A 21,952-nucleotide genomic window follows, 5' to 3' on the forward strand; every position below is an offset into this window, starting at 1 on the left:
CCATTGCGCATCCTGTTCGTCACCGCCAGCCGCATCGGTGATGCGGTACTGTCCACCGGTCTGCTGGCCCATCTGGCGGAGAGATACCCCAAGGCCCGCTTCACGGTGGCCTGCGGACAAGCGGCGGCGGGATTGTTCCAATCGGCCCCCTTCGTGGACAAGGTCATCCCCATGGTCAAGCGCAGGCGCGCCGGCCACTGGATCGAGTTGTGGCGCCAGACCGCCGGCATATTCTGGCATCAGGTGATCGATCTGCGCGGCTCCGCCCTGGGCTGGCTGGTGCCGACCATGAGCCGCAAGATCATCAAATCCTCGTGGGAACCCAAGCACCGGCTGTTGCATCTGTCCGCCCTGCTGGGCCTCGACCACCCGTTGCCCCCCGTTCTGTGGTCCACCCCCGACCAGGAGGCGCAAGCGGCGCGGCTGATGGGCGAGGGCCCCATCCTGGCGCTCGGCCCCGGCGCCAATTGGACGCCCAAGCAATGGCCCGCCGAACGCTTCGCCCAGTTGGCCGGGCGGCTGACCGGTGACGGCGGCATCCTGGCTGGAGCCAAGGTGGCGCTGTTCGGAGCCGAGAGCGAACGGCCCTCCCTTCATGCGCTGATCGAGGCCGTTCCGATCGAAAGGCGTCTTGACCTGATCGGGCGCGTCGATCTGGCCACAATTCACGCCTGCCTCAAGCGGGCCAGCCTGTATGTGGGCAATGATTCCGGCCTGATGCACATCGCCGCCGCATCGCATGTCCCCACGCTGGGCCTGTTCGGCCCGTCATCGGAAGTGTTCTACGGCCCCTTCGGCCCCCTTTGCGCCGCGGTGCGCGGGGCCCGCAGCTTCGAAGACATCTGCCACGCCCCCGATTTCAACCATCGCCGCCCCGACTGTCTGATGCTCGACCTGGACGTGGACAAGGTGGCCGAAGCCGCCGCTGGCCTCATGGCCGGAGGCCGGGCATGAGCCGCGTCCTGGTCATCACCCTTCCCCCCTTCGCCGGAGGGGTGCCCGCCAAGTGCCGCATCCTGGTCGACCATCTGCGCTCCAAAGGCCACGAGGTGACGGTGGCCTATTACGCCACCCTGTCCGACCATCCCGATCTGGTGGCACCCTCATGGAAGCCCTGGCGCCGCCCCAGCACCCTGGAGCGAACCATCTGGAACGGCGTTCCCGCCGTGGCGGTGGGCTGCCGCTTCCCCGAACTTGAGTTTCCCTATTATCTGCCGTCGGAACGCTGGACCCGCCTGATCAAGGCCCATGACCGCCACATCGCGGTGGGCGGCACCGTGCTGGCCTCCTATCCCCTGGTGGTGGCCGGGGTGCCGCACATCACCTGGTGCGCCGCCACCATGATCGAGGACCGCCAGGACCGCCGCCGCGCCATGCCCTGGCCGCGCCGTCTGGTGGACCAAGGCTTGATCGGCCCGGTTCAGGCGCGCATGGAACGCCTCATCCTGGCGGACCAAGGCCGTATCCGCCCGGTCAGCGGCCACACGGCGCGGCTGTTCCAATCCATGGGCGCCGGGCCTTGCCCGGTGATGCCCATTCCCGTGGATTGCGAGCGGTTTCGCCCGCCCGCCCAGCCCGCCCCGGCCGGTGTGGTGGGCTTTGCCGCTCGCCTCAACGACCCACGCAAGAATCTCGGCCTCTTGATCGACGCCGTGGCCGGCGGCGCCGATCTGCGCCTGCGCTTGGCCGGAGACACGCCGCAGGGCGAACTGGCGGCGCGGCTGAATGATCCCCGGCTAAAGGGTCGGGTGGAGTTGGCGGGCGAATTGTCCCTGGACCAATTGCCCGGCTTTTATGCCGGTCTCGATCTCTTCGCCATCCCGTCGCACCAGGAAGGCTTCGGCATCGTCGGCATGGAGGCTATGGCGTCTGGCCTGCCAGTGGTCTCCACCCGCTGCGGCGGCCCCGAGGATTACGTCACCCCCGGCGAGACCGGCTTTTTGGCAGACGACGCGGCGGAGATGGCGGCGATCTTGGCCCGCCTCGCCGCTGATCGTCCCTTGCGCGCCCAGCTTGGCGCCAATGCCCGCAGACTGGCCGAGAGCCGCTATTCCCACCAGAAATTCGCGGCCATTCTTTCCCAGGCCTGGGCCGAGTGTTGGGGCGAAGAGCCCTAACCGCTTGCATTCGCGCACCACCTGTGGCTTAGAAGGGCCGTCCGCCGACCCTATTGTCGCCAGAGGTATTCCTTGTCCGAGCCCTCCGCCCCCATTCGGGTCAGCGTCGTCGTTCCCGCCTATAACGAAGAGAAGACCATCGCCCAGGTGCTCGAGCGGGTGCGCGCCCAAGCCATCCCCGGCATCGAGCTGGAAATCGTCGTGGTCAATGACGGCTCCCGAGACCGCACGCGCGAGATACTCGATGCCCGGCCCGAGCTTTACGACCGGGTGGTCCATCAGGAAAACGGCGGTAAGGGCGCGGCGGTCAAGACGGCGCTCGGTGCGGCAACCGGCGATTTCGTGCTGTTCCAGGATGCCGATCTGGAATACGACCCCGATGATTACGCCCGCCTGTTAAAGCCCATCCGCGACTTCGGCGCCGATGTGGTGATGGGTTCGCGCTTTGCCGCGCCGGAATACACCAGGGTGTTCTATTTCTGGCACAAGATCGGCAACTGGGCGATCACCTTCCTGTTCAACGTGTTGAACAACACTACGTTTTCCGACATCTATTCCTGCTATCTGTGCTACCGCCGCTCGCTGGTGGACGGCAGCGGCTTGCGCACCCAGGGCTGGGAGCAGCATGCCGAGATCTTGTCCAAGGCCGTGGCGGCGGGAACCGTCTTCTACGAGACCCCCATCTCGTATCACGGCCGCACCTATGCCGAGGGCAAGAAGATCAAGGCCCACCACATCATCGCCGTGTTCGCCACCATCATCCGCGAACGCTTCGTCCGCTAAGGAGACCGATTGCATGTCCCACGACCACTACCACGACATCGAACCGGTGACCGAGGAAGAGAAGCTGACCTGGCCCGCCTTCGATCGCGTGGTCAAGCTGGAGAAGGCCTTCACCGATGCCCGCGGCACCATCCAGCCCCTGGTCGATCGCCTGATGAAGAGCGCGGTGCTGATCGAGTCCAAGAAGGGCAGCCTTCGCGCCAACCACTATCACAAGACCGACTGGCATTATTGCTATGTGGTGTCAGGCTCCATCGAATACTGGCACCGCCCCACGGGCAGCACCGAGGAGCCCACCCGCATGATCGTCAAGGCGGGCGAGATGATGTTCACGCCCCCCATGGTCGATCACGGCATGGTCTTTCCCGAGGACTGCACCTTCCTGACTCTGTCGCGCAATTCCCGCGATCAGGCGGCCTACGAGGCCGATGTGGTGCGCATCGACCTGCTGGCCACCGACGGCCTGACGTCTTGGAAACCGGGCGACAAGTAAGATCATGGCCGGGTCCCACCATCGCCGCGACACTTGCCGTCTGTGCGGGTCAGCGCATCTGACCGAAGTGGTCAAGCTGGCCCCCACGCCGCCCGCCAACGCCTTCGTTCCCGCCTTGGAGCTGGACACGGCGCAGGAGCGCTTTCCCCTCGACGTGTTCTTCTGCGAGGACTGCGCCCATGTGCAGTTGCTCGACGTGGTCGATCCTCGGGTTCTGTTCGAGCATTACGTCTATGTCTCGGGCACGTCGCCGGTCTTCGTGAAGCATTTCGAGGATTACGCCGCCTTCGTCATGGAGCGCTTCAAGCCCGTTTCCGGCGGACTGGTCCTGGATATCGGATCCAATGACGGCACGCTTTTGTCCTTCTTCCAAAAGGCGGGCATGCGGGTGCTGGGCATCGATCCCGCCCAGGAAATCTCGGCCGAGGCCACGTCGCGTGGCATCCCCACCATCTGCGGCTTCTTCGGGGCCGATAAGGGCGCAGAAATCGCGGCCAGCCACGGCAAGACCGAGGTGATTACCGCCAACAACGTCTTCGCCCATATCGACGATCTGTCGGGCGTGGTGGACGGAGTGCGCGGATTGCTGAGCCCCAGCGGCGTCTTCGTCTTCGAGGTGTCCTATCTGGTGGATGTGTTCGAGAACACCCTGTTCGACACCATCTATCACGAGCATCTGGATTATCACTCGGTGGGTCCCCTGGTCCGTTTCTTCGCCGCCAAGGGAATGGAACTGGTGGAGGCCATCCGGGTGGGCTCCCACGGCGGGTCCTTGCGCGGCATCGCCCAATTGAAGAATGGTCCGCACAAGGTGGGGTCCTCGGTGGCCGAGGCACTGGCCTTGGAGCAAAAGCTGGGCCTGGACAAGGCCGCCACACTCGCCAAATTCGCCGCCGATATCGAGGCGCTGGGCGCCGAGTTGAACGGGCTGTTGAAGACACTCAAAGCCCAGGGCAAGCGTATCGGCGGTTTCGGGGCGCCTGCCAAGGCCACCACGCTGATGTACCATTTCGGCATCGGGCCGGATCTGGTGGATTTCATCATCGACGACAGCCCGCTGAAGCAGGGCCTCTATTCGCCCGGCATGCATATTCCGGTGGTGTCCTCGGCCGACGGCTTTGCCCAAAAGCCCGATTATCTGGTGATCCTGGCCTGGAACTTCGCCAAGGCCATCGTCGATAAGAACGCCGCCTTCCGTGACGCGGGCGGCAAGTTCATCATCCCTATCCCTAAGGTCGAGGTCGTCTGATGGCCGAGTTTCTGCTGAAATCCGATATCGCTGAAATCTGCGAGCGCCTGGGCGACACCGCCCAGGACTTCGCTGGCAAGACCGTGCTGCTGACCGGCGGGCGCGGCTTTCTCGGCCGCTATTTCATGGAGATCTTCGCCCATCTCAACCAGCATGTCCTGAAGAAGCCGGTCAAGCTGGTGGCCGCCGACAACCTGATCACGGCGGGCAAGGAAGGGGCGCAGATCACCGAATATCCGCACACCACCTTCCTCAATCACGACGTCATCCAGCCCCTGAAGTGGAAGGGCGGGCTCGACTACGTCATCCACGCCGCCGGTATCGCCAGCCCGTTCTATTACCGCGCCCATCCCCTGGCCACGCTGGAGGTGGCCATCACCGGCACGCGGCGCATGCTGGAACTGGCCCAGGAGCACGGCGCCCGTTTCACCTTCTTCTCAAGCTCGGAGATCTACGGCGATCCCGATCCCAAGCATGTTCCCACCCCGGAAAGCTATCGCGGCCATGTATCTTGCCAGGGACCGCGCGCCTGCTATGACGAGTCCAAGCGGGTCGGCGAGACGCTCTGCTACATCTTCCACGGCGAGCACGGCACCAAGACCAACACCATCCGCCCCTTCAACGTCTTCGGCCCCGGCATGCAGGAGACTGATTACCGCGTCCTGCCCAACTTCGCCAACCGCATCAAGGGCGGCCATCCGCTCAATGTCTATGGCTCGGGCAATCAGACGCGAACCTTCTGCTACATCACCGACGCCATGGTCGGCTTCCTGTTGGTGATTTTGCGCGGCGTGCCGGGCGAGGCCTACAATATCGGCAATCCCAAGCCGGAAATCTCCATGGTGGATCTGGTCAACCGCATCTCCGAGGTCATCGGCAAGCCGGTCAACCACAACATCATCGAATACCCGGATTCCTATCCCGCCGACGAGCCCAACCGCCGCTGCCCCGACATCCGCAAGGCCAAGCTGCAGCTCAAGTTCGAGCCCAGTGTCGAGTTGAACGAAGGCCTGCGCCGCTTCCTGACATGGGCCGACGGTGTCTATACCGGCGAACAATAGCCCCGTCCGCCTCGCCCTGATCGGGGCCGGGCGCTGGGGGAAGAATTACATCCGCACCATCGCCGGGCTGCCCGGCGCGGCGCTGGTGCGGCTGGCCAGTTCCAACCCGGACAACCTTGCCCTGGTGCCGCCCGGTTGCGTGATCGAAAGTGACTGGCGCTCGGTCGTCTCCGCCCCTGAGGTGGAAGCGGTGATCATCGCCACACCCCCCGCCACCCATGCCGAAATCACCCTGGCCGCCATCGCCTCGGGCAAGGCGGTGCTGGTGGAAAAGCCTCTGACACTGGATCTGGCCGAAGCCGAGGCCGTTGCCGCCGCCGCCAAGGCCACGGGCGTGATGGTCTGGGTCGAGCATACCCAGCTGTTCAATCCGGCCTGGGAAGCGCTGAAGGCCGATCTTACCTCCATCGGCCCCATCCTGGCCGTCCGCTCGGAAGCGGGCAATCACGGCCCTTATCGGCCGGGCGGCGTTCCCATGTTATGGGATTGGGGGGCGCATGACGTTTCCATGGTGCTGGACCTGATGGGCCGCGATCCAGATTCCACCTCCGCCAGTTGGGCGGCACGGGGCGAGAAAGACGGCGGCGAGGCCGGAGACGTCACCCTGACTCTGGCATTCAGCACCGTAGAAGCGCATATCCGCCTGTGCAATACCATGGATAAGTGCCGCCGCTTGGCGGTATTCGGCGAGGCCGGAACTCTGGTCATGGACGACCGGGCGACGGACAAGCTCACCCTCCATCCTCCGCAACCGGACGGGAATTGGCCCGTCGGGCAGGGCCATGCGCTGACGGTGACAGACGAGATGCCGCTGACCCGCGCCGTCCGCCTGTTCGCCGGGGCCGTGCGCCAGCCAGAGCCGGGGCCGAGCCCGCTGGAATTAGGCCTTCGGGTGGTCAGGGTTTTGGGGGCTTGCAGCTAGGGCCCGTTTGTTGTCATCTACATCCGCCGCCTCACTGGGAACGGCAGAACAGCCAAGGACGAGTTTCATGAGCTATGGTCGCAAGCGGGTACTGGTGACGGGCGGAGCCGGATTCCTGGGATCGCATCTGTGCGAACGCCTGCTGGCCGAAAATTGCGACGTCTTGTGCGTGGACAACTTCTTCACCGGCACGAAGGAGAATATCGCGCATCTGATCGGCAATCCCTATTTCGAGCTGATCCGCCACGACGTCACCTTCCCGCTTTATGTGGAGGTGGACGAGATCTTCAATCTGGCCTGTCCGGCGTCGCCCATCCACTATCAGCGCGATCCCGTCCAGACCACCAAGACCTCCGTGCACGGCGCCATAAACATGCTGGGCCTGGCCAAGCGCGTCGGCGCCAAGATTTTCCAGGCCTCCACCTCCGAGGTCTATGGCGACCCGGAAGTCCATCCCCAGCCCGAGGATTACCGCGGCTCCGTCAACACGATCGGCCCGCGCGCCTGCTATGACGAAGGCAAGCGCTGCGCCGAGACCTTGTTCTTCGACTACTGGCGCCAGCATGCCTTGCGCATCAAGGTGGCCCGCATCTTCAACACCTATGGCCCGCGCATGCATCCCAATGACGGGCGCGTCGTGTCCAACTTCATCGTCCAGGCCCTGGAAGGCCGCGACATTACCATCTATGGCGATGGCAGCCAGACCCGCTCGTTCTGCTTCTGCTCCGACCTGATCGAGGGCTTCATCCGCCTGATGAATTCGGGCGACGACGTCACCGGCCCCATCAATCTGGGCAATCCCGGCGAGTTCACCATGCTGGAACTGGCCGAGACGGTGCTGCGCCTGACCGGTTCCAAGTCCAAGCTGGTCTTCATGCCCCTGCCCGCCGACGATCCGAAGCAGCGTCAGCCCAACATCACCCTGGCGAAGCAGGTGCTGGGCTGGCAGCCGACCATTCCTCTCGAAGAGGGTTTGGCACGGACCATCGCCTATTTCCGCGAGCGTGTCGGCCACTGAGAGAATGCCTTGGTGTCTTCAGGCCGATAGAAATTCGCCTGCCAGCCGGTATTCCTCGCCGTTGATGCCGCGCTTGAAGGCGGCGATGCCGGGCGTCAGGCGGTCGTCGATGCCACCCAGATCGAGGAACCGCACGCCGCGGCGGGGCAATTCCACCATGGCGGCCCATAACAGGGCGTTGTTGGCCTTGCGCTTGCGCCCCTCGTCGCCGTTCCAGCCGATCAGATAGGTGGCGGCATCGCCGTGGCGGGCGGTCAGAATGCCGGCCACCGCCTCTCCGCTCTCGGCAACGGCACGCAGCACCAGCAGATCGTCGGGACGGAAAGCCTGATCGGCCAGGGCCTGAACCAGCTCGGGCGGCGTGGCGCCGAAGCCGCGCTCGGCCAGCAAGGAGCGGTAACGATCCAACATCCAGGGCAGCAGATCGGGCGAGGCCTCGATGGTCAGCCCGGCCCGCTCCGAAGCGTTCAGCATGTTGCGCCACTTGCCGTCCAACCGCTTGCGCAAGACTTCCGCCCCAAAGGACAGATCCACCCAGGCCGAGCACCAATGATCGGCCTTGCGGGCGAAAAAGCCGGGCACGGCACTGCCCTCGGACAGTTCGGGAGCCAGGGACAAGGCCCCCAGCCGCCAGACCCGCCAGGGGGAGCGCAGGGCGGCGATCACCGCCAGTTTCTGGTCGAGAGACAGTTCCGCCAGCCAGACCGGCCCCCGGTTGAGCCGTCCCACCCGCACGAGGCCGCCGATCCGCTTTTCCAGCACCTGGGCCAGAGCCACCAGCTTGCCCTCCTGGGAAATCACGGCACGGCGCGGCACCCAGCCGCCCTCGGCGCGCTTGGCCTCACCATAGGCCCAGCTTTGCACCAGGGTGGAACGCCCGGCGGACGCGAAGGCGGTTTCCCACTCCTCGCGGGTCATGCCGTCCCAGGTAACGACCGGGCTCATGACAGCACCTTGGCATAGGCGCGCGCCAAGGCGGCGGACTCCAACGCCCCGTGCACCGGCAACAGCAGCAGCGAGCGCCGCAAGGCCACGGCGCCTTCGGCATGACCCGGATCGGCCATCACCTCGGGCGGCAGGTCGGGCCAGCTTTCCACCGGCAGACGGGCGGCGCGGATGCGGGCATAGACCTCTGCAGGCCGTTCGGGGGCGAAGACGAAACGGTAGGGGGCCGCCTCACCCGGTTCGAACCAGGCAGGCGCCAGTCTGGCCAGGGCGGCGAAATTGGCCTTGCGCCGCTTAGCCTCCTCAGTCAGATCGGCCGAGCCCATCAGGCGCCGCGACAAGGCGGTCGGACGGCAGGGCGGTGGCAGCGCTCCGCTGGACGGGTCGGAGAGGAAGTCCACCTGTCCGCCCTGGGGCAGGAGAGGGCGCAAGCCATCGGGCAGAAGCTTCTGGATCAGACGCCGCGCCAGCCATTTCCCGGCATGCTGGGGCGAGTCCGCCCGGGCGGCGAAGATCTCCGCCGCCCAATCCTCCTCGGCGCGTGGGCGCACCACCACCACCGCGCCATCGGGCAGGGCCAGCAGCTTGTGAGGGGAATAAAGAACGACGTCGCCCGCCTCGCCGATACCCGGCACCGGCGCCAGGGCATGGGCGGCATCCTCCACCAGCAAGGCGCCGTGTTTATCGGCCAAGGCGCGGGCTTCGGCCAGGGGCGCGGGACGGCCAAAGCTGTGGACCACCACCACCATATCCACCGGCCCCAGAGCGGGGGCCTTGCGCCATTCCACATGGCCGTCGATGCCGACCGGCAGGAAGACCAGTTCGGCCCCCAACTGCCGCAAGGGCCAGAGGGACTGGTTGCAGATCCAGCCGGGCAGCAGCACCCTCGGCGCGCGGCCCTTGGCCTTGGCCACGGCCTGGGCGACGGCGGCCAGGGACCAAGCCGAGCGCCCCATGACCCAACCCGTATCCCAAGGTCGCAGCCAGGGCGACACATTGCCCACCGGGTCGGCCCACAGGGCGCGGAGCAGATGACTCCAACAGGGCAGGGGCGCGGTGGTGATCATGCCGACGCCTCCAATCCTTGCCAGCGTTCCAGCACCAGCAGCGCCCAGACCGGCAGCGATAGGTCACGCCGCCCGGCCCGGTGTTCGGCCAGCAAGGCCTCGACCCCTTTCCACTCCAGGCCGAGATCGGCCATGCGGGCGGGAATGAGGCGCTCGGCCACCATAGGGGCCAGTTCGTTCTTCAGCCACAACCCCATGGGCGGGTTGAAGCCCAGCTTAGGCCGGTCGACGATCTCGGCGGGCAGCAGACGCCGCGCCGCCGCCTTCAGCAGGGTCTTCTTGCCCGCCTGGAAACGGGTGGCGGCGCTGATGGCCTGAACCCGCTCGATCAGGCGGTGGTCCAGCAGCGGCAGGCGCAGCTCCAGGGCATGCATCATGCTCATGGCATCGCCATAGGCCATGAGATTGCCGGGCAGGAAAGACAGAAGATCCGTCTCCTGCATGGCGTCCAGGGGATGGACCCGCCCGGTGGCGCGGTAGATGTCGGCCACGGGCCGGGGCGGCGTGCCTCCCCCCAAGAGGGCGCGGCGCTGGGCGGGATCGAAATACTCCACCCAGGAGGCATACATCTCGGCGTCGGACAGCCCGGCTCCGGCCACGAATTCGCGGATGCGCCGCCAAGTGTGGCGGCCCGACGTGCTTTCCGGCAACAGCGCCACAATGGGCTCGATCAGTCCATTGCGCAGGAAAGCCGGAATCTTGCGCCATTTGGCCGCCAGCAACCCGCCCTGATAGCGGGGATAGCCGCCGAACACCTCGTCGCCGCCATCGCCCACCAGGGCCACGGTGACGTGTTGGCGGGCCTTGGCCGACAGATCGCCGATCAGCAGGGCGGTGGGGTTGCCGAAGGGCTCGCCGAAGGCGGCGATCATGCGCTCCAGCCCATCCACCAGCCGGGCCGAGGCGGGAAGCTCGGTATGGAGCGTTCCCACATGATCAGAGACGGCGCGGGCCGCTACGCGCTCGTCATAAGCGGCTTCATCGAAGGTCATGGTGAAGCTGGCCGGCGCCGAAGCGCCTTGCTCGCGGCGCGCCTCGGCCATCAGGGCGGCGATCACCGAGGAATCGATGCCACCCGACAAAAAGCAGCCCACCGGCACATCGGCCACCATGCAGGACCGCACCGCGTCCCGCAGGGCGGGCATCAGTTCCTCGGTGGCGTCGTCCACCGACAGCGCCCGCTCCGCCGTAAAGGCGGGCCGCCACCAGCAGGCGATCTCGGGCGCGGCACCCGGCTTCCAGCGCAGCAGATGGCCGGGCGCCAGTTTGCGGATTCCGGCATGGATGGAATAGGGCGCCGGGACATAGAGGCAGGCCAGAAACTGGGACAGGGCTTCGCGGTCGAGGGAAAGGTCGACACCCGGCACCGCCTTCAGCGCCTTGATCTCCGAGGCGAAGGCCAGCCCGCCGCCGGGCAGCCCGGCCCAGACCAGGGGCTTGATCCCCACCCGGTCGCGGGCCAGCAGCACCGAGCCGTCGGCACGATCCAACAGCGCCAGAGCGAACATGCCCACCAGCCGCTCCAGCGCCGCCTCACCCTTTTCCGCCAGCAGGGCCAGCAACACCTCGGTATCGCTGGACGAGCGGAAAGTGTGGCCGCGCCCTTCCAACTCCAAACGTAGTTCGGCGTGGTTGTAGATCTCGCCGTTGAAGGCGATGGTCCAGCGGCCGCAGGGCGAATGCATGGGCTGGCGTCCGCCCTCGGTCAGGTCGATCACCGCCAGCCGGGCATGGGCGAGGCCGAATCCGGTGCGCTCGCACACGAAAGTACCGTGGCCGTCGGGGCCGCGATGGGCGAGGCGGCGGACCATCTCATCCAGGATCTCCGGCCTGGCCGCCGACAGGCCGGCTATGCCGCACATGGCGCATCCTCCCCCTCGGCCATCTCGGCCAGACCGAAAGCGGGGGCCTCGGCGAAGGCGCCTTCCACATGGATGCGCACGGTCAGTTCCAGCACCAGCAACGAGTACAGGCGGAAGGCATGGCGACCGGGCTGGGCCAGCAGGCGCTCGACACCCTCTCGGCTCCACCAGCCGCGCTCAAGAGCCCGGCGCGAGGTCAGCAGACGCCGCGCCAGGGGCGCCAGCCCACCACTCTCGAACCAGGCGGGCACCGGCGAGGCGAAGCCCTGCTTGGGCGCCGAGAGCAGCGAATCGGGCAGATATTCGGCGGCGATGGCCCGCTCCAGCGCCTTTTGCCGCCCGCCGGGATTGCGGATATGGGGCGGCACGGCCAAGGCCGCCTCCACCATGCGGTGATCCAGCAACGGCACCCGGCCTTCCACCGAATGGGCCATGGTGGTTCGGTCCAGAAGGGTCAGCAGGTCTTCCGGCAAATAGGTGTTCAGCTCGGCATAAAGCGCGGCGCTGTCCAGAGGCCCGGCATACTCGTCGGCGAAGGCGGCTTGCGCCGGGATGGGCCAAGGCAGAGTACAGCCCAGCAGCTTGGCCATGGGCGGCGGGAACAGGGCGCAATGGTCGTGGAGATAGCCGCCCCTATCGCGCCCGAACTTTTCGGCGCGGGCCAGTTGCCAGGCCAGGAAGGGGTTGCCCAGGCCGATCATGGCTTCGGCCGCCTTGCGCAAGGGGCGTGGCAGCCTCAGCCAGCGGGCCTCCACCGGCAATTGGAAATAGCGGCCATAGCCGCCGAACAGCTCGTCGCCGCCGGTGCCATTCAGCACCACCCGAGTTTCCTTGCCGATCACCTCATTGATCAGGTGATTGGGCAACAGCGAGGCGTCGGCCAGGGGCTCGTCCGCATGCCAGACCAGCCGGGGCAGTAACTGGGCCGCGCTGCCGGTTTCCAGCTCGAACACGGTGTGGTCGGTGCCGTAGCGCTCAGCCACCTGGGCGGCCAGCGGCGTCTCGTCCACCCGAGCGCCCAGGAAACGTACCGTATAGGTCTTGAGTGGCCGATCCAGACGCCGGGCCGCCAGAGCCACCAGCAGGCCGGAATCCAGGCCGCCCGACAGCATGGCCCCCACCGGCACGTCCGAACGCAATTGCAGCCCCACCGCATCGTCGAGGATGCTGACCAGATGGGCGCGGATGCCCGCCTCGTCGCCGGGAAGATCCGTGGCGGCGGCGGCGCGCCAATAGCGTTCGATTTGCACCTCGCCGCTCGCGTCCACGCTCATGATCGAGCCGGGCGGCAGCTTGGAAACGCCCTTGTAAAGCGTGGCGGGCGCCGGAACATAGCCATGGGCGAGATAGGCGGCCACCGATACCTCGTCTACCAGGGGCCGCAGCAGGCCCGAGGCGAACAGCGCCTTGATCTCCGAGGCGAACAGGATCCCGCCATTGCCCAGGCGCGCCCAATAGAGCGGCTTGATGCCTAAGCGGTCGAGCACCAGGGTCAGACGATGGTCGTCGCGCTCAAGGATGGCCAGGGCATACATGCCGTTGAGGTCATGGACGAAGTCGCGGCCCTTGGCCATGAAGCTTTCCAGCGCGGCTTCCATGTCGCCCTGGGTGAGGAACGTGTGGCCCTTGGCGGCCAGTTCGGCGCGCAATTCGCGGTAGTTATAGACCTCGCCATTGCCCAGCAGCACGGTCTCGCCGCCATTCCTGACCAGCGGCTGGTCGCCGGTAGCCAGATCAATGATGGCCAGCCGGGTAAATCCCGCCTGGAAGCGGCGATCGTCAGAAAGATGGATGCCCGTCCCGTCGGGGCCGCGATGGCGCATCACCCGTAGCATGGCGGCAATGTCGGCCTCGGCGAGCGCCGCATGACGGGGCAGAAACAGTCCGGCGAGGCCGCACATCAGGCCAACCCCGCCGCCCGCCAAACCTCTGAACCCGCCTCGGGGATTTCGGCCTGGGACAATCCGGCGATGGCGGCGCGGCCCATGGCCAGAACCGCCTCCTCGGCGCTGCCACCGATATGGGGCGTGGCCAGGAAGTTGGGCAAATTCAACAATTCGCGGTCGGTAGGGGGCTCGCCATTGAAAACGTCGAGCCCGGCCGCGGCCAGCCTGCCCTCGGTCAGCATGGCCTTCAAAGCCGCCTCGTCCACCAGTCCACCCCGGGCGCAATTGATCAGCACGGCATCGGGGCGCATGAGGGCAAGTCGCTCGGCCGACAAGATATTGGCCGTGGTCGCGTCGAAGGGCAGATGCAGGGTTACCACGTCGGCCTGGGCCAGCAGATCCTCCAGCCCCACCTTTTCCACCCCGTGGGCGGCATAGAATTCGGAGAAATCGCGGATATCATGAGCCAGCACCCGGCAGCCGAACGCCTTCAGCAGCAAAGTCAGATCCTTGCCGATATGGCCGCAGCCGATGATACCGACCGTTCGCTCCGAGAGATGGCGGCCCTGCAACTGGCGCCAACCACCGGCCCGAACCTCCAGATTGCCCTTGGGCACATGGCGCAGCAGGGCTATGGCCATGCAGATCACCAACTCCGACACCGAGCGCCGGTTGACGCCTCCCGTCCAGCCCAGACGAACACCCCGGCTTCTCATGGCTTCGAGATCGAGCATGTCGAGGCCCACCCCGTATTTGCCAATCAGCTTGAGACGCGGCAAAGCATCGAATAGGGGGCCGTCCAGGCGCTCCAGCGCGGTAATGGCGCCGTCGTGACCATCAAGGAAGGCGACAAGCGCCTCGCCCGACAGGCTGACGCCGGCGTCATTGAAGGTCGCGTCGGAAAAGCGCTCCAACAACTCGGCGCGCAGCACCGGATGCTTGGAGAACGAGCGGGAGGCCACGGCAATCTTCATGGGCGCAACTCCCCAATAGCGGCCGTCAGGTCGCGGAAATGGCTGATCAGCCTGTCCGCTCTCAACTTCTCCACAGGCATGCGGGCATAGCCCCAGTCCACCGCCACCACTGGAATGCCTGCATGGCGGGCCGCCTGGACGTCGGTGATGGAATCGCCCACATAGACGGCGTCTTCAGGCTTCGCATCCATCCGCCGCAATGTCTCGAGGATATGATCGCCGTCGGGCTTGCGCCGGGGGTGGTCGCCGCCGACCACCGCCCGGAAATGCCGGGTAAGATCGAGTGCGTCCAGAACGATGCCGGTCATGCCGCTGGGCTTGTTGGTGCAGATGCCCAACAGGGCACCCTGGGCCCGCAGCCCCTCCAGCAAGGCGACCACGCCGTCATAGATATGGGTATGATCGGCGGGATGGGCGCGGTAATGGCCGAGATAACGCTCGATTAGCCCGGACACAGCATCCGCCGCCGCCGATTCGCCGGTGGCGGCCCAGGCGCGTTCGATCAAGGGCCTGGCACCCTCCCCCACCAATTCCTGGACCTGGGGAAGCGTCAATTGCGGCCGCCCCTCCTCCGCCAGCAAGCGGTTCAGGGCGGCGCGCACATCGGGAGCGCTGTCGATCAGGGTTCCATCCAGGTCGAAGACGACGGCCAGCGCCATCTCTAATACTTGCCCCACAGGGGATCGGCCTTCATGGCCGCTTCCACCAGTCCGGCATCGGCGGGGCTGTCCACAGAATAGTAGGTCACCGCCGGATAAGGGGCCAGGCGCTGGAACCAGCCATTATCAGGAATGCGGTTGGAATCGCAGGATTCCTTTTTCTCCAACGGCGATTCCGGCGTCTCGGTGAACCAGCGCAGCGCCGCCCAGCGAAATGCGAAGATGCCGCCCACCCGGCGTGCCCCAAGTTCAGGGGAAAAGGTCTTGGCGTAGGGGATCGGCGCCCGCGACGTGTAGAGCACGTTGCCCTTCAGGTCGGAGATGATCTTAACGATATCCGGGTTCCGCCACATGGCCTCGTCGGTGATGTGCACGCCCAGCATGGTGCCCTTGACCTCCGGCTCCTGACTGAACGGCGCCACCACCGCCTTGATCATGTCGGGATGCAGCATGGGCTCGTCGCCCTGGACGCAGACCACGATGTCGTCATCGGCAAGCTCGATGCCGCATTTGCCAGCGGCCTCGGCCACGCGGTCGAGAGCCCTGGTATGGGTGTCCTTGGTCCAGATTACCGGCCAGCCCTTGGATACGGCGAAGTCCCTGATCTCGGCATCACAGGTGCACACCGCCAGGGCGTCCCAATGGGGAAACATCCGGCCCCTGAGGAAGCAATGTTCCAGCATGGGCCGCCCACACAGGGGAAACAGCGGCTTTCCGGGAAAACGGCTGGCCGCCATACGGGCAGGGACGAGGCCGACGATGCGGGTCATTGGCGGAGCTCCTGGTTCATGGGCGTTGAGGAAAGGTCGGGCGGAACCGGAGCCATACTAAACCTCGGCCAAGGCCTGATCGGACAAGTTCCACTGCCGCCGCCAGGCTGGATCGGCGCAGTAGATGCGATAGACCATCTCCATGGTCTTCAGCGCCTCGTCCGACGAACCGTTGACGATGGGCTTGCCGGAACGCACCGCCTCGACAAATTCCGCCACTTCATCCGACCAACTGGGGTCCTGGTTGTAGCGGGTGGTCTGCTCCTTGGGATCGCCGCCGTCATGGGGATCGGCCCAGGCCACGGTCAGGGTCTCGGCGCCATAGGATTTTGAGCCCGACAGAATGCCCGACAACACGATCATGCCCTTGGACAGGGTGATCTCCAGATTGAAGCGGTGCCGCCATTGGGTGGCTGTCGAGTGCAGCATGGCCACCACGCCCGCCTTGGACCGCATCAGCGCATAGGCGTTGTCTTCCACGTCGTGATGCCAGAAGTCGTTGGAGATGAAGGCATGCACCTCGTCGAATTCACCGCCGAACAGCCGGATCAGGTCCACCATGTGGATGCCCTGGTCCAGTAGGATGCCGCCGCCAGCCACGGCGCGGTTGGTCCGCCAATGATCCGGAGAGCGGAAGTCGATGATGGTGGACTTGCCGTACACGCCGCGCAAATTCAGCACCCGCCCCAACTCGCCGGACTGCACCAAGGCCAGGGCATCCCGCACCGAATCATGATAGCGATGGTTGAAGCCGTATTTGAGCTTCAGGCCCGGATGAGTCCTCTCGCAGGCGATGACGCGGGCGATATCGGCCACGTCACGCCCCGGCGGCTTTTCGCAGAAGACGTGCAGGCCTTTGTCCAAGCCTGCGATGGTCACCTCGGCGGCGATATCGTTGGTCAGGCAGACGAACAGAACATCCAGCGCCTCAGCCTCCAGCAGACGCTGATAGGTCTGATAGTGGCGCACGCCGTCGGCGAACACCCCTTCGCCGTCCAGACGGCGGTCGCATACCCCCACCGCCACCAGATCGGGATGCTGATCGATCACCTGACGGCGTCGGCTTCCCACCACGCCGTAGCCGGCGATGCCGACGCGCAGCGGTTCAGCCATGAAGCGGCGTCCGGTAGAGGTTGGAGATGGCATCGTCGGGACGACCCAGCCGAGTGGACTGCTCGGGCGAATCCACGTCCACCCAACCGCCCGCCGCCTCGTCCGAGCGGTAGAAGGCGTGCAGCAGCTTCAGCGTGCCCAGGCAATCCTCGCGGCTGACCGGATAGGCCTTGCCCTGATGGAAGTGGGCGGCGATGTCCCGGTACATCTGGGAATGGCCGAAGCCGTAAACGGCGCCGTTCCCTTCGAAGCTCTTGAAGTCCTCGGAATTGGCGGCGCAAGCGGCAGGGTCGGGGGTGAAGACCTGCAGCTCGTTGACGGCGATGCCACCGATCTGAGCCAGACCCTTCTCGCCGACGATGGAGATGGAGGCCTCGAAATCGTCGGGCCGCGCCGCCGTGGTCACTTCCAGGACGCCAACCGCCTGGCTGCGATAGCGCATGGTGGCGACCACGGTGTCCTCCACCTCGATATCGGCACCCAGCGTGCGCATGGTGGCCGAGACCTGATCCACCTCGCCGCCCAGATGGCGCAGCAGGTCCACATGGTGGATGCCCTGATTGGTGAGTGCCCCGCCATCGTGACTAAAGGTGCCGCGCCAGGGCGCCAGATCGTAGTATCGCTGCGGGCGGCACCAGCGCACCCGCACGCTCATGATACGAATCTCGCCCAGTTCACCGGCAGCCAGAGCCTGACGCACCCGTGTCACCGCCTTGTTGTGGCGATTCTGGAACACCGGGAAGATGGAGAGATTCAGCCGGTCGGCCACGCCCCAGGCGTGCACCAGTTGTTCCGGCCGCATCATGGTGGGCTTTTCCAAGATGATGTGCTTGCCGAAGCGCTCCATCATCTCCAGTCCGTGTTCGGAATGCATGCCCGACGGCGTGATCACCGCCACCACGGAAATCTCGGGATGTTCCGCCAGCATACGCCGATAATCGGTATAGCTGGGGACGCCGAATTCATTGGAATAGGCCAGGGCCTTGTCCTCGGCCAGATCGCAGACGGCGGCCAATTGGACTCCGTCGGTGGCGACGATGGAGCGGGCATGGTGCCCGGCGATGCGGCCACAGCCCACCAGGGCGACTTTTACGGTGTTGGTGCGCAAGGCGATTCTTCCCCATCCGTGGCTGGGCGCTCAATACCACCGATCAGCAGGTTTTTCCAGACTCCCATATCCACGGGAGAGAACAGGCGTCCGAAGGGCAACCGGGACGGCGGCTCGATGCGGTCCATGGCTGGCACCAGTTCGTCAAGCGTCACGGTGACAGGCCGGACGGCATCGGGCAGGATTTCGATGGCAACCCGGTCCTCGGGCAGCAGACGGAAGGTGGGCAGGCCCAGCAGCAACCCCTCCAGCCCGGTGGTGCCGGTGGAATAGACCACCGCCGACAGGGCTGGTTGCTCGGTCATGGGGACTTGAGTTCGTTCCAGCCCGCCGCCCTCGGTGAAAGCCTGAGGATACATGGGATGGTCCTTGACCAGAACCCGCCGCCCGGTGGCGGCAATACGCCGCGCGGCGTCCAGTTGCAATGCCGCGATGGATGGATTGGCCGATAGCGGCACGAAGACTGGCGCAGTCTGGTCATAGGGCCGCCCCTTCGGCTCGGTCAGGCGGAACGCTCCGCCGGTAACGATGCGTTGCTCGGGGATGTCCCAGTCGATCATCTGCTGACGATATTCGGGGCCATTGGCGACCATCACCCAGGGAATGGCGGCAAGCCCATCGGGGTTGGCACGGGGTGACTGGTTGATCTGATGGCGCCCCACCACAGTATGCTGGTAACCGATTGTCGCGATTCCGGCCGCAGTGGCGGCGCGGCACAGATCCTTTTCCCAGCAATGGTTCTCCCATGGCCAGCACATCACCGACGGCCGCCGCTCGGCCAGAAAGCGGCGCTGGCAATGGATCTGCCAACGGTTCATGGCCGGACCGCCGCCGCCGTTCTCGTTTACGGCCGCCCGGCGGATCAGCATGCCGAACCGGCCGCCCTTTTCGGCCGGACTGGGCCGCCACGCCACCAGGGGCAAGGTCAGGGCGAACAGGGCCGAGCCCCAGGCATGGATGGAGGCGCTGCGTCCGTCGGCGGCCAGTTCAGAAGCCCTTGTCGGAGGGGCGTCGGCATGCAGCAGGCGGCGCAGCTGCGGCAAGGCCTTCATCAGAGAACCGAAATAGGCATCGGTGCCGTCGGGCCTGCTCTGGGGATGGCCATAGACCAGCAGGATCGGCGCTTCGGCGGGAATATTGGTCTTCAGGCGACGGGTCGCCAGGACCGCCCGGACCAGACGAAGCGCCAGCGCGCAGCGCGCCGCCAGACCGCGCAGGCCAAGCCGCAGGGTCGGCTTCAGCAGGCCCGGAGGCTTTCCGGCCTCGACTCCGGGCAGCCCGGCGATCTCGCGGAACAGCCAGGGGTCGTCGCACAGCATCAGCACAGACTCGGACCCCGCCGCCAGTTCCGCCGCCAGACGGCGCCAGGCCAGCATCAGACCGAAATCGGATCCGAAGGCTCCGCAGGCCACGCTGTGGGACAACTCCGCCGATGGCGTGCCGCCCAACCGGCGCGCCGTCTCCCACCAATCGTCCCGGCTCTGGTCGAAGGCCTGCTCCAGACGATGGGCCAGATCGGGCAAACGGGCGGTGGGATCAAGACCATCGGCAGCGGTATCGGTGACGGCCAGCCACCACCGCCAGGCATTTACGGCAGGTCGGTCGGCCGAGATGCGCAGCAGCAGGCTCACGGGGCGGCCGGAATCACCGAGGGGATGCGCGGCAATAACAGCAGATTGACGCAAGTCTCGGGAGGCTCGCCATCCAGCGGAATCAGTTGGAGAGAGGGGTTGGCGGGTGTGGGCTCCGGCGCCAGAAGAATGTGATAGTCCGGAAAGACCTCGCGGTACCAGCCGAAGCTGCGGCCCAACCGCGCCAACCGGGTCGAATGAGCCTCGACGATCAGAGCGGGTCGATGTTCCGCCAGGGTTCGGCGGCCGCCATCGATGATCAGCGGCTCGAAACCCTCGGTATCCATCTTGATGAAGCCGATCCGCCCGGTGATGCCCAGTTCGGCGACCACATCGTCCAGACGACGGACCGGCAACTTGCGCGACACATAATCGGCGGGCCGCTCCGCTATGTGCGAGGTGGCCAGGAAGCTCGAGGTTCCCTCGTAACCGCCCCCCGACACGTTGACGTTCATCTCCAACTCGCCGTCGGTGTCGCCCAGGCCGCAGCGCACCAGGGTGACATTGCGGATACCGTTGAGAGAGCAATTGAGCGAATTGCGCTCGGCCATCTCGTCCACCGGCTCGAAGGCGTAGACGTGCCCCTGATGGGCCAGGCGGGCCAGCAGGGTGGTGTGCACCCCCACATTGGCGCCGATGTCGAGAACGATGTGATCGGGGCGCACCAGCTTGCGCATCAGGAACTGCACCTCGGGCTCGTATTCGCGCGAGATGAAGCCAACACGGCGGCGCGGCCGGGTGCGGGTGGCGAGGTAGGATCCGGCCGGGGCGTGATAGGCGATGCCGTCGTCGTTCTCGACCAGATAATCAGCCACGTAGAATGGGTTGGTCAGTCCACCCAACTTTTCCTGCCCCGCGGTAAAACCACCAAGCAAACCCGCGGCCCGGCCGATCACCGGGTGGTTCAGCAGTTCCAAAAGGCTGGATTTCAAAGACATGTCGGCTCCTGCGGCCCATCGCCACCCGTAAAGGGAGTCATCCGACCGGTAATAAAGGCCGACTAGCCGGAGAGCAAGCATATCATCAGCGCGAAGCGGGATGGTCAGTATCTCGATGCTTGTGGCATAGTGCCATCGCCCAAGCATGATGGGGACGCACCTCCCGAGCCGCCTGCGCCCCGGCCGCCAACGGAACCTCATATTGCCAAGAGTCTACTGCCTGACCTTTGCCATCTGCCTTGGTGCATTGCTGTCCGTCAATGCCATCCCGGTTCCATCCTTCGACCCCGCCGGCCCCGCCACCATGTGCAACGGGGCTTCCATCGGGTTCGAATCCAAGATGCGCCATATCGCCGAAATTCCGCCGGTGGACATCATGCTGTTCGGCAACAGCCGGATCATCGCAGTCGGAACCGAGGAGATCGGTCTGCCCGGCGTCACGGTCTTCAACACTGGCTCGGGCGGCACGTCGTTTCGCCAAAGCGTGACTGTGCTGGAACAGGTCCTGGCGGCGGGCAAGGCGCCCAAAGTAGCGGTCCTGTCCTTCGACAACGTCACGCTGGCTTACGCTCAGAACGGTATCGACTGGCCCCCGGCCCCGGCTCGCTGGGCTATCACCCTGCGCGATATCCTGGCCCTGCCGACCGCGCCACACCGCATCCGCGCCGACCTGCGCTCTTACAATCTGGGCCTGCTGGATCAGGAAATCAGCTTCACTGCCAAGCTGGCCAATATAAAGCTGCTGTGGCCGCGTCTGATGGTCATCTTCGGACAGGAACATCCCTGTCAAAAAGGCTATCGCCCCGATGGCAGCCGCCCCTGGTCGGCGCCGCCGAAGGCTGATCTGGGGGGTGGCCCTCTGCCCCCCTATGCCGTTACCGAGGCACGCTACCCCTTGCTCGAACACGATCTCGATCGCTTGAAATCAATGCAAGATCGAGGGGTTAACATAGTGGTCTATGAAAGCCCGCTCCTGCCCGCCATGACCGAGGCGATAGAGCCCCTGCTGACCGAAGAGCACCGGACCCAGCGTCGCCGTCTGATGGAAGGCTGTATCGAACGGAGATTGCGGTGCCATCGCGCCCCTGTCCTGGCTGGCAATCCCGCCGACGGCTACTGGAACGACACCAATCATGCTCCGGCTCCGGCCCTAGGACGGTTTATCGCTGACCTAGCCCGGCCACTGCTGGCCCCTTGAGCCTCCTTTGCTTGACCGTTGCGACGAGGCTGGTGTATTGCGTGCACGAGTGCTTGATCCGGCTCGATGGCGAGCCCACATCTGGCGGTATCCGGTGGCAAACGCCGCCGAAAGTTCCGGCTGGATCGCGCGGCGGAGGCTTTGAGGGACATGCGAAT

20 protein-coding genes are annotated in these 21,952 nt (G+C 65.6%); 9 read left to right on the top strand and 11 right to left on the bottom strand.

What is annotated here, in order from left to right:
- The first annotated feature begins 3 nt into the window (after window positions 1-3).
- The 8 genes from CCC_RS16050 to CCC_RS16085 all read left to right on the top strand — a co-directional run bounded on the left by CCC_RS16050 (window position 4) and on the right by CCC_RS16085 (window position 7,643).
- On the top strand, window positions 4-954 hold the full coding sequence (locus CCC_RS16050) for a glycosyltransferase family 9 protein (RefSeq protein ID WP_009871214.1): 951 nt from the start codon (window positions 4-6) through the stop codon (window positions 952-954).
- Window positions 951-2,117, top strand: a complete 1,167-nt coding sequence (locus tag CCC_RS21305; RefSeq protein WP_009871215.1) for a glycosyltransferase family 4 protein — start codon at window positions 951-953, stop codon at window positions 2,115-2,117. Before CCC_RS16050 ends, CCC_RS21305 begins: the two co-directional genes overlap by 4 nt.
- Window positions 2,118-2,189: 72 nt before the next feature.
- Window positions 2,190-2,900, top strand: coding sequence for a glycosyltransferase family 2 protein (locus tag CCC_RS16060; RefSeq protein ID WP_009871216.1), 711 nt, complete (start codon window positions 2,190-2,192; stop codon window positions 2,898-2,900).
- A 13-nt stretch (window positions 2,901-2,913) separates the two neighbouring features.
- Window positions 2,914-3,393 (top strand): cupin domain-containing protein, encoded by a 480-nt coding sequence (locus tag CCC_RS16065; protein ID WP_009871217.1) that lies wholly within the window; start codon window positions 2,914-2,916, stop codon window positions 3,391-3,393.
- A 4-nt stretch (window positions 3,394-3,397) separates the two neighbouring features.
- Window positions 3,398-4,642 (top strand): class I SAM-dependent methyltransferase, encoded by a 1,245-nt coding sequence (locus tag CCC_RS16070; protein ID WP_041042064.1) that lies wholly within the window; start codon window positions 3,398-3,400, stop codon window positions 4,640-4,642.
- Window positions 4,642-5,703, top strand: coding sequence for an NAD-dependent epimerase/dehydratase family protein (locus CCC_RS16075; RefSeq protein ID WP_009871219.1), 1,062 nt, complete (start codon window positions 4,642-4,644; stop codon window positions 5,701-5,703). The genes CCC_RS16070 and CCC_RS16075 overlap by 1 nt, the downstream gene beginning before the upstream one ends.
- Window positions 5,681-6,625, top strand: coding sequence for a Gfo/Idh/MocA family protein (locus CCC_RS16080; protein ID WP_009871220.1), 945 nt, complete (start codon window positions 5,681-5,683; stop codon window positions 6,623-6,625). Before CCC_RS16075 ends, CCC_RS16080 begins: the two co-directional genes overlap by 23 nt.
- 67 nt (window positions 6,626-6,692) lie before the next feature.
- Window positions 6,693-7,643 carry a UDP-glucuronic acid decarboxylase family protein gene (locus CCC_RS16085; RefSeq protein ID WP_009871221.1) on the top strand — a complete coding sequence of 317 codons (951 nt, stop codon included), beginning with the start codon at window positions 6,693-6,695 and terminating at the stop codon, window positions 7,641-7,643.
- 18 nt (window positions 7,644-7,661) lie between these two features.
- On the opposite strand, the gene CCC_RS16090 is transcribed toward CCC_RS16085, so the two are convergent.
- Genes CCC_RS16090 through CCC_RS21310 form a run of 11 tightly spaced genes read right to left on the bottom strand, consistent with a single transcriptional unit; the run spans window position 7,662 to window position 20,596 of the window.
- A complete protein-coding gene (locus tag CCC_RS16090; protein ID WP_009871222.1) occupies window positions 7,662-8,588 on the bottom strand; it encodes a lipid II:glycine glycyltransferase FemX in 927 nt (308 codons plus the stop codon).
- Window positions 8,585-9,655, bottom strand: coding sequence for a DegT/DnrJ/EryC1/StrS family aminotransferase (locus tag CCC_RS16095; protein ID WP_009871223.1), 1,071 nt, complete (start codon window positions 9,653-9,655; stop codon window positions 8,585-8,587). Before CCC_RS16095 ends, CCC_RS16090 begins: the two co-directional genes overlap by 4 nt.
- Window positions 9,652-11,517: an asparagine synthase (glutamine-hydrolyzing) gene (asnB, locus tag CCC_RS16100; RefSeq protein WP_009871224.1), complete on the bottom strand. Its 1,866-nt coding sequence runs from the start codon at window positions 11,515-11,517 to the stop codon at window positions 9,652-9,654. Before asnB (CCC_RS16100) ends, CCC_RS16095 begins: the two co-directional genes overlap by 4 nt.
- Window positions 11,505-13,418, bottom strand: a complete 1,914-nt coding sequence (gene asnB, locus CCC_RS16105) for an asparagine synthase (glutamine-hydrolyzing) (protein WP_009871225.1) — start codon at window positions 13,416-13,418, stop codon at window positions 11,505-11,507. Before asnB (CCC_RS16105) ends, asnB (CCC_RS16100) begins: the two co-directional genes overlap by 13 nt.
- On the bottom strand, window positions 13,418-14,377 hold the full coding sequence (locus CCC_RS16110; RefSeq protein ID WP_009871226.1) for a phosphoglycerate dehydrogenase: 960 nt from the start codon (window positions 14,375-14,377) through the stop codon (window positions 13,418-13,420). Before CCC_RS16110 ends, asnB (CCC_RS16105) begins: the two co-directional genes overlap by 1 nt.
- Window positions 14,374-15,036, bottom strand: coding sequence for a phosphoglycolate phosphatase (gene gph, locus CCC_RS16115; protein ID WP_009871227.1), 663 nt, complete (start codon window positions 15,034-15,036; stop codon window positions 14,374-14,376). Before gph ends, CCC_RS16110 begins: the two co-directional genes overlap by 4 nt.
- Before the next feature lie 2 nt (window positions 15,037-15,038).
- Entirely contained in the window at window positions 15,039-15,806 is a 768-nt protein-coding gene (locus tag CCC_RS16120; RefSeq protein ID WP_009871228.1) for a 3-deoxy-manno-octulosonate cytidylyltransferase, read from the bottom strand.
- A 57-nt stretch (window positions 15,807-15,863) separates the two neighbouring features.
- Window positions 15,864-16,919 carry a Gfo/Idh/MocA family protein gene (locus tag CCC_RS16125; protein WP_009871229.1) on the bottom strand — a complete coding sequence of 352 codons (1,056 nt, stop codon included), beginning with the start codon at window positions 16,917-16,919 and terminating at the stop codon, window positions 15,864-15,866.
- Window positions 16,912-18,027, bottom strand: coding sequence for a Gfo/Idh/MocA family protein (locus CCC_RS16130; protein WP_201773313.1), 1,116 nt, complete (start codon window positions 18,025-18,027; stop codon window positions 16,912-16,914). Before CCC_RS16130 ends, CCC_RS16125 begins: the two co-directional genes overlap by 8 nt.
- On the bottom strand, window positions 18,009-19,658 hold the full coding sequence (locus CCC_RS16135; protein ID WP_009871231.1) for a hypothetical protein: 1,650 nt from the start codon (window positions 19,656-19,658) through the stop codon (window positions 18,009-18,011). Before CCC_RS16135 ends, CCC_RS16130 begins: the two co-directional genes overlap by 19 nt.
- Window positions 19,655-20,596 carry an FkbM family methyltransferase gene (locus CCC_RS21310; RefSeq protein WP_052473275.1) on the bottom strand — a complete coding sequence of 314 codons (942 nt, stop codon included), beginning with the start codon at window positions 20,594-20,596 and terminating at the stop codon, window positions 19,655-19,657. Before CCC_RS21310 ends, CCC_RS16135 begins: the two co-directional genes overlap by 4 nt.
- Window positions 20,597-20,798: 202 nt before the next feature.
- On the opposite strand from CCC_RS21310, the gene CCC_RS16145 reads away from it, so the two are divergent.
- Complete coding sequence (locus CCC_RS16145; RefSeq protein ID WP_082036646.1) at window positions 20,799-21,794, top strand: hypothetical protein; 996 nt, start codon at window positions 20,799-20,801, stop codon at window positions 21,792-21,794.
- Window positions 21,795-21,952: the final 158 nt, after the last annotated feature.

The organism is Paramagnetospirillum magnetotacticum MS-1 (genome assembly GCF_000829825.1).
GTDB classification, from domain to species: domain Bacteria; phylum Pseudomonadota; class Alphaproteobacteria; order Rhodospirillales; family Magnetospirillaceae; genus Phaeospirillum; species Phaeospirillum magnetotacticum.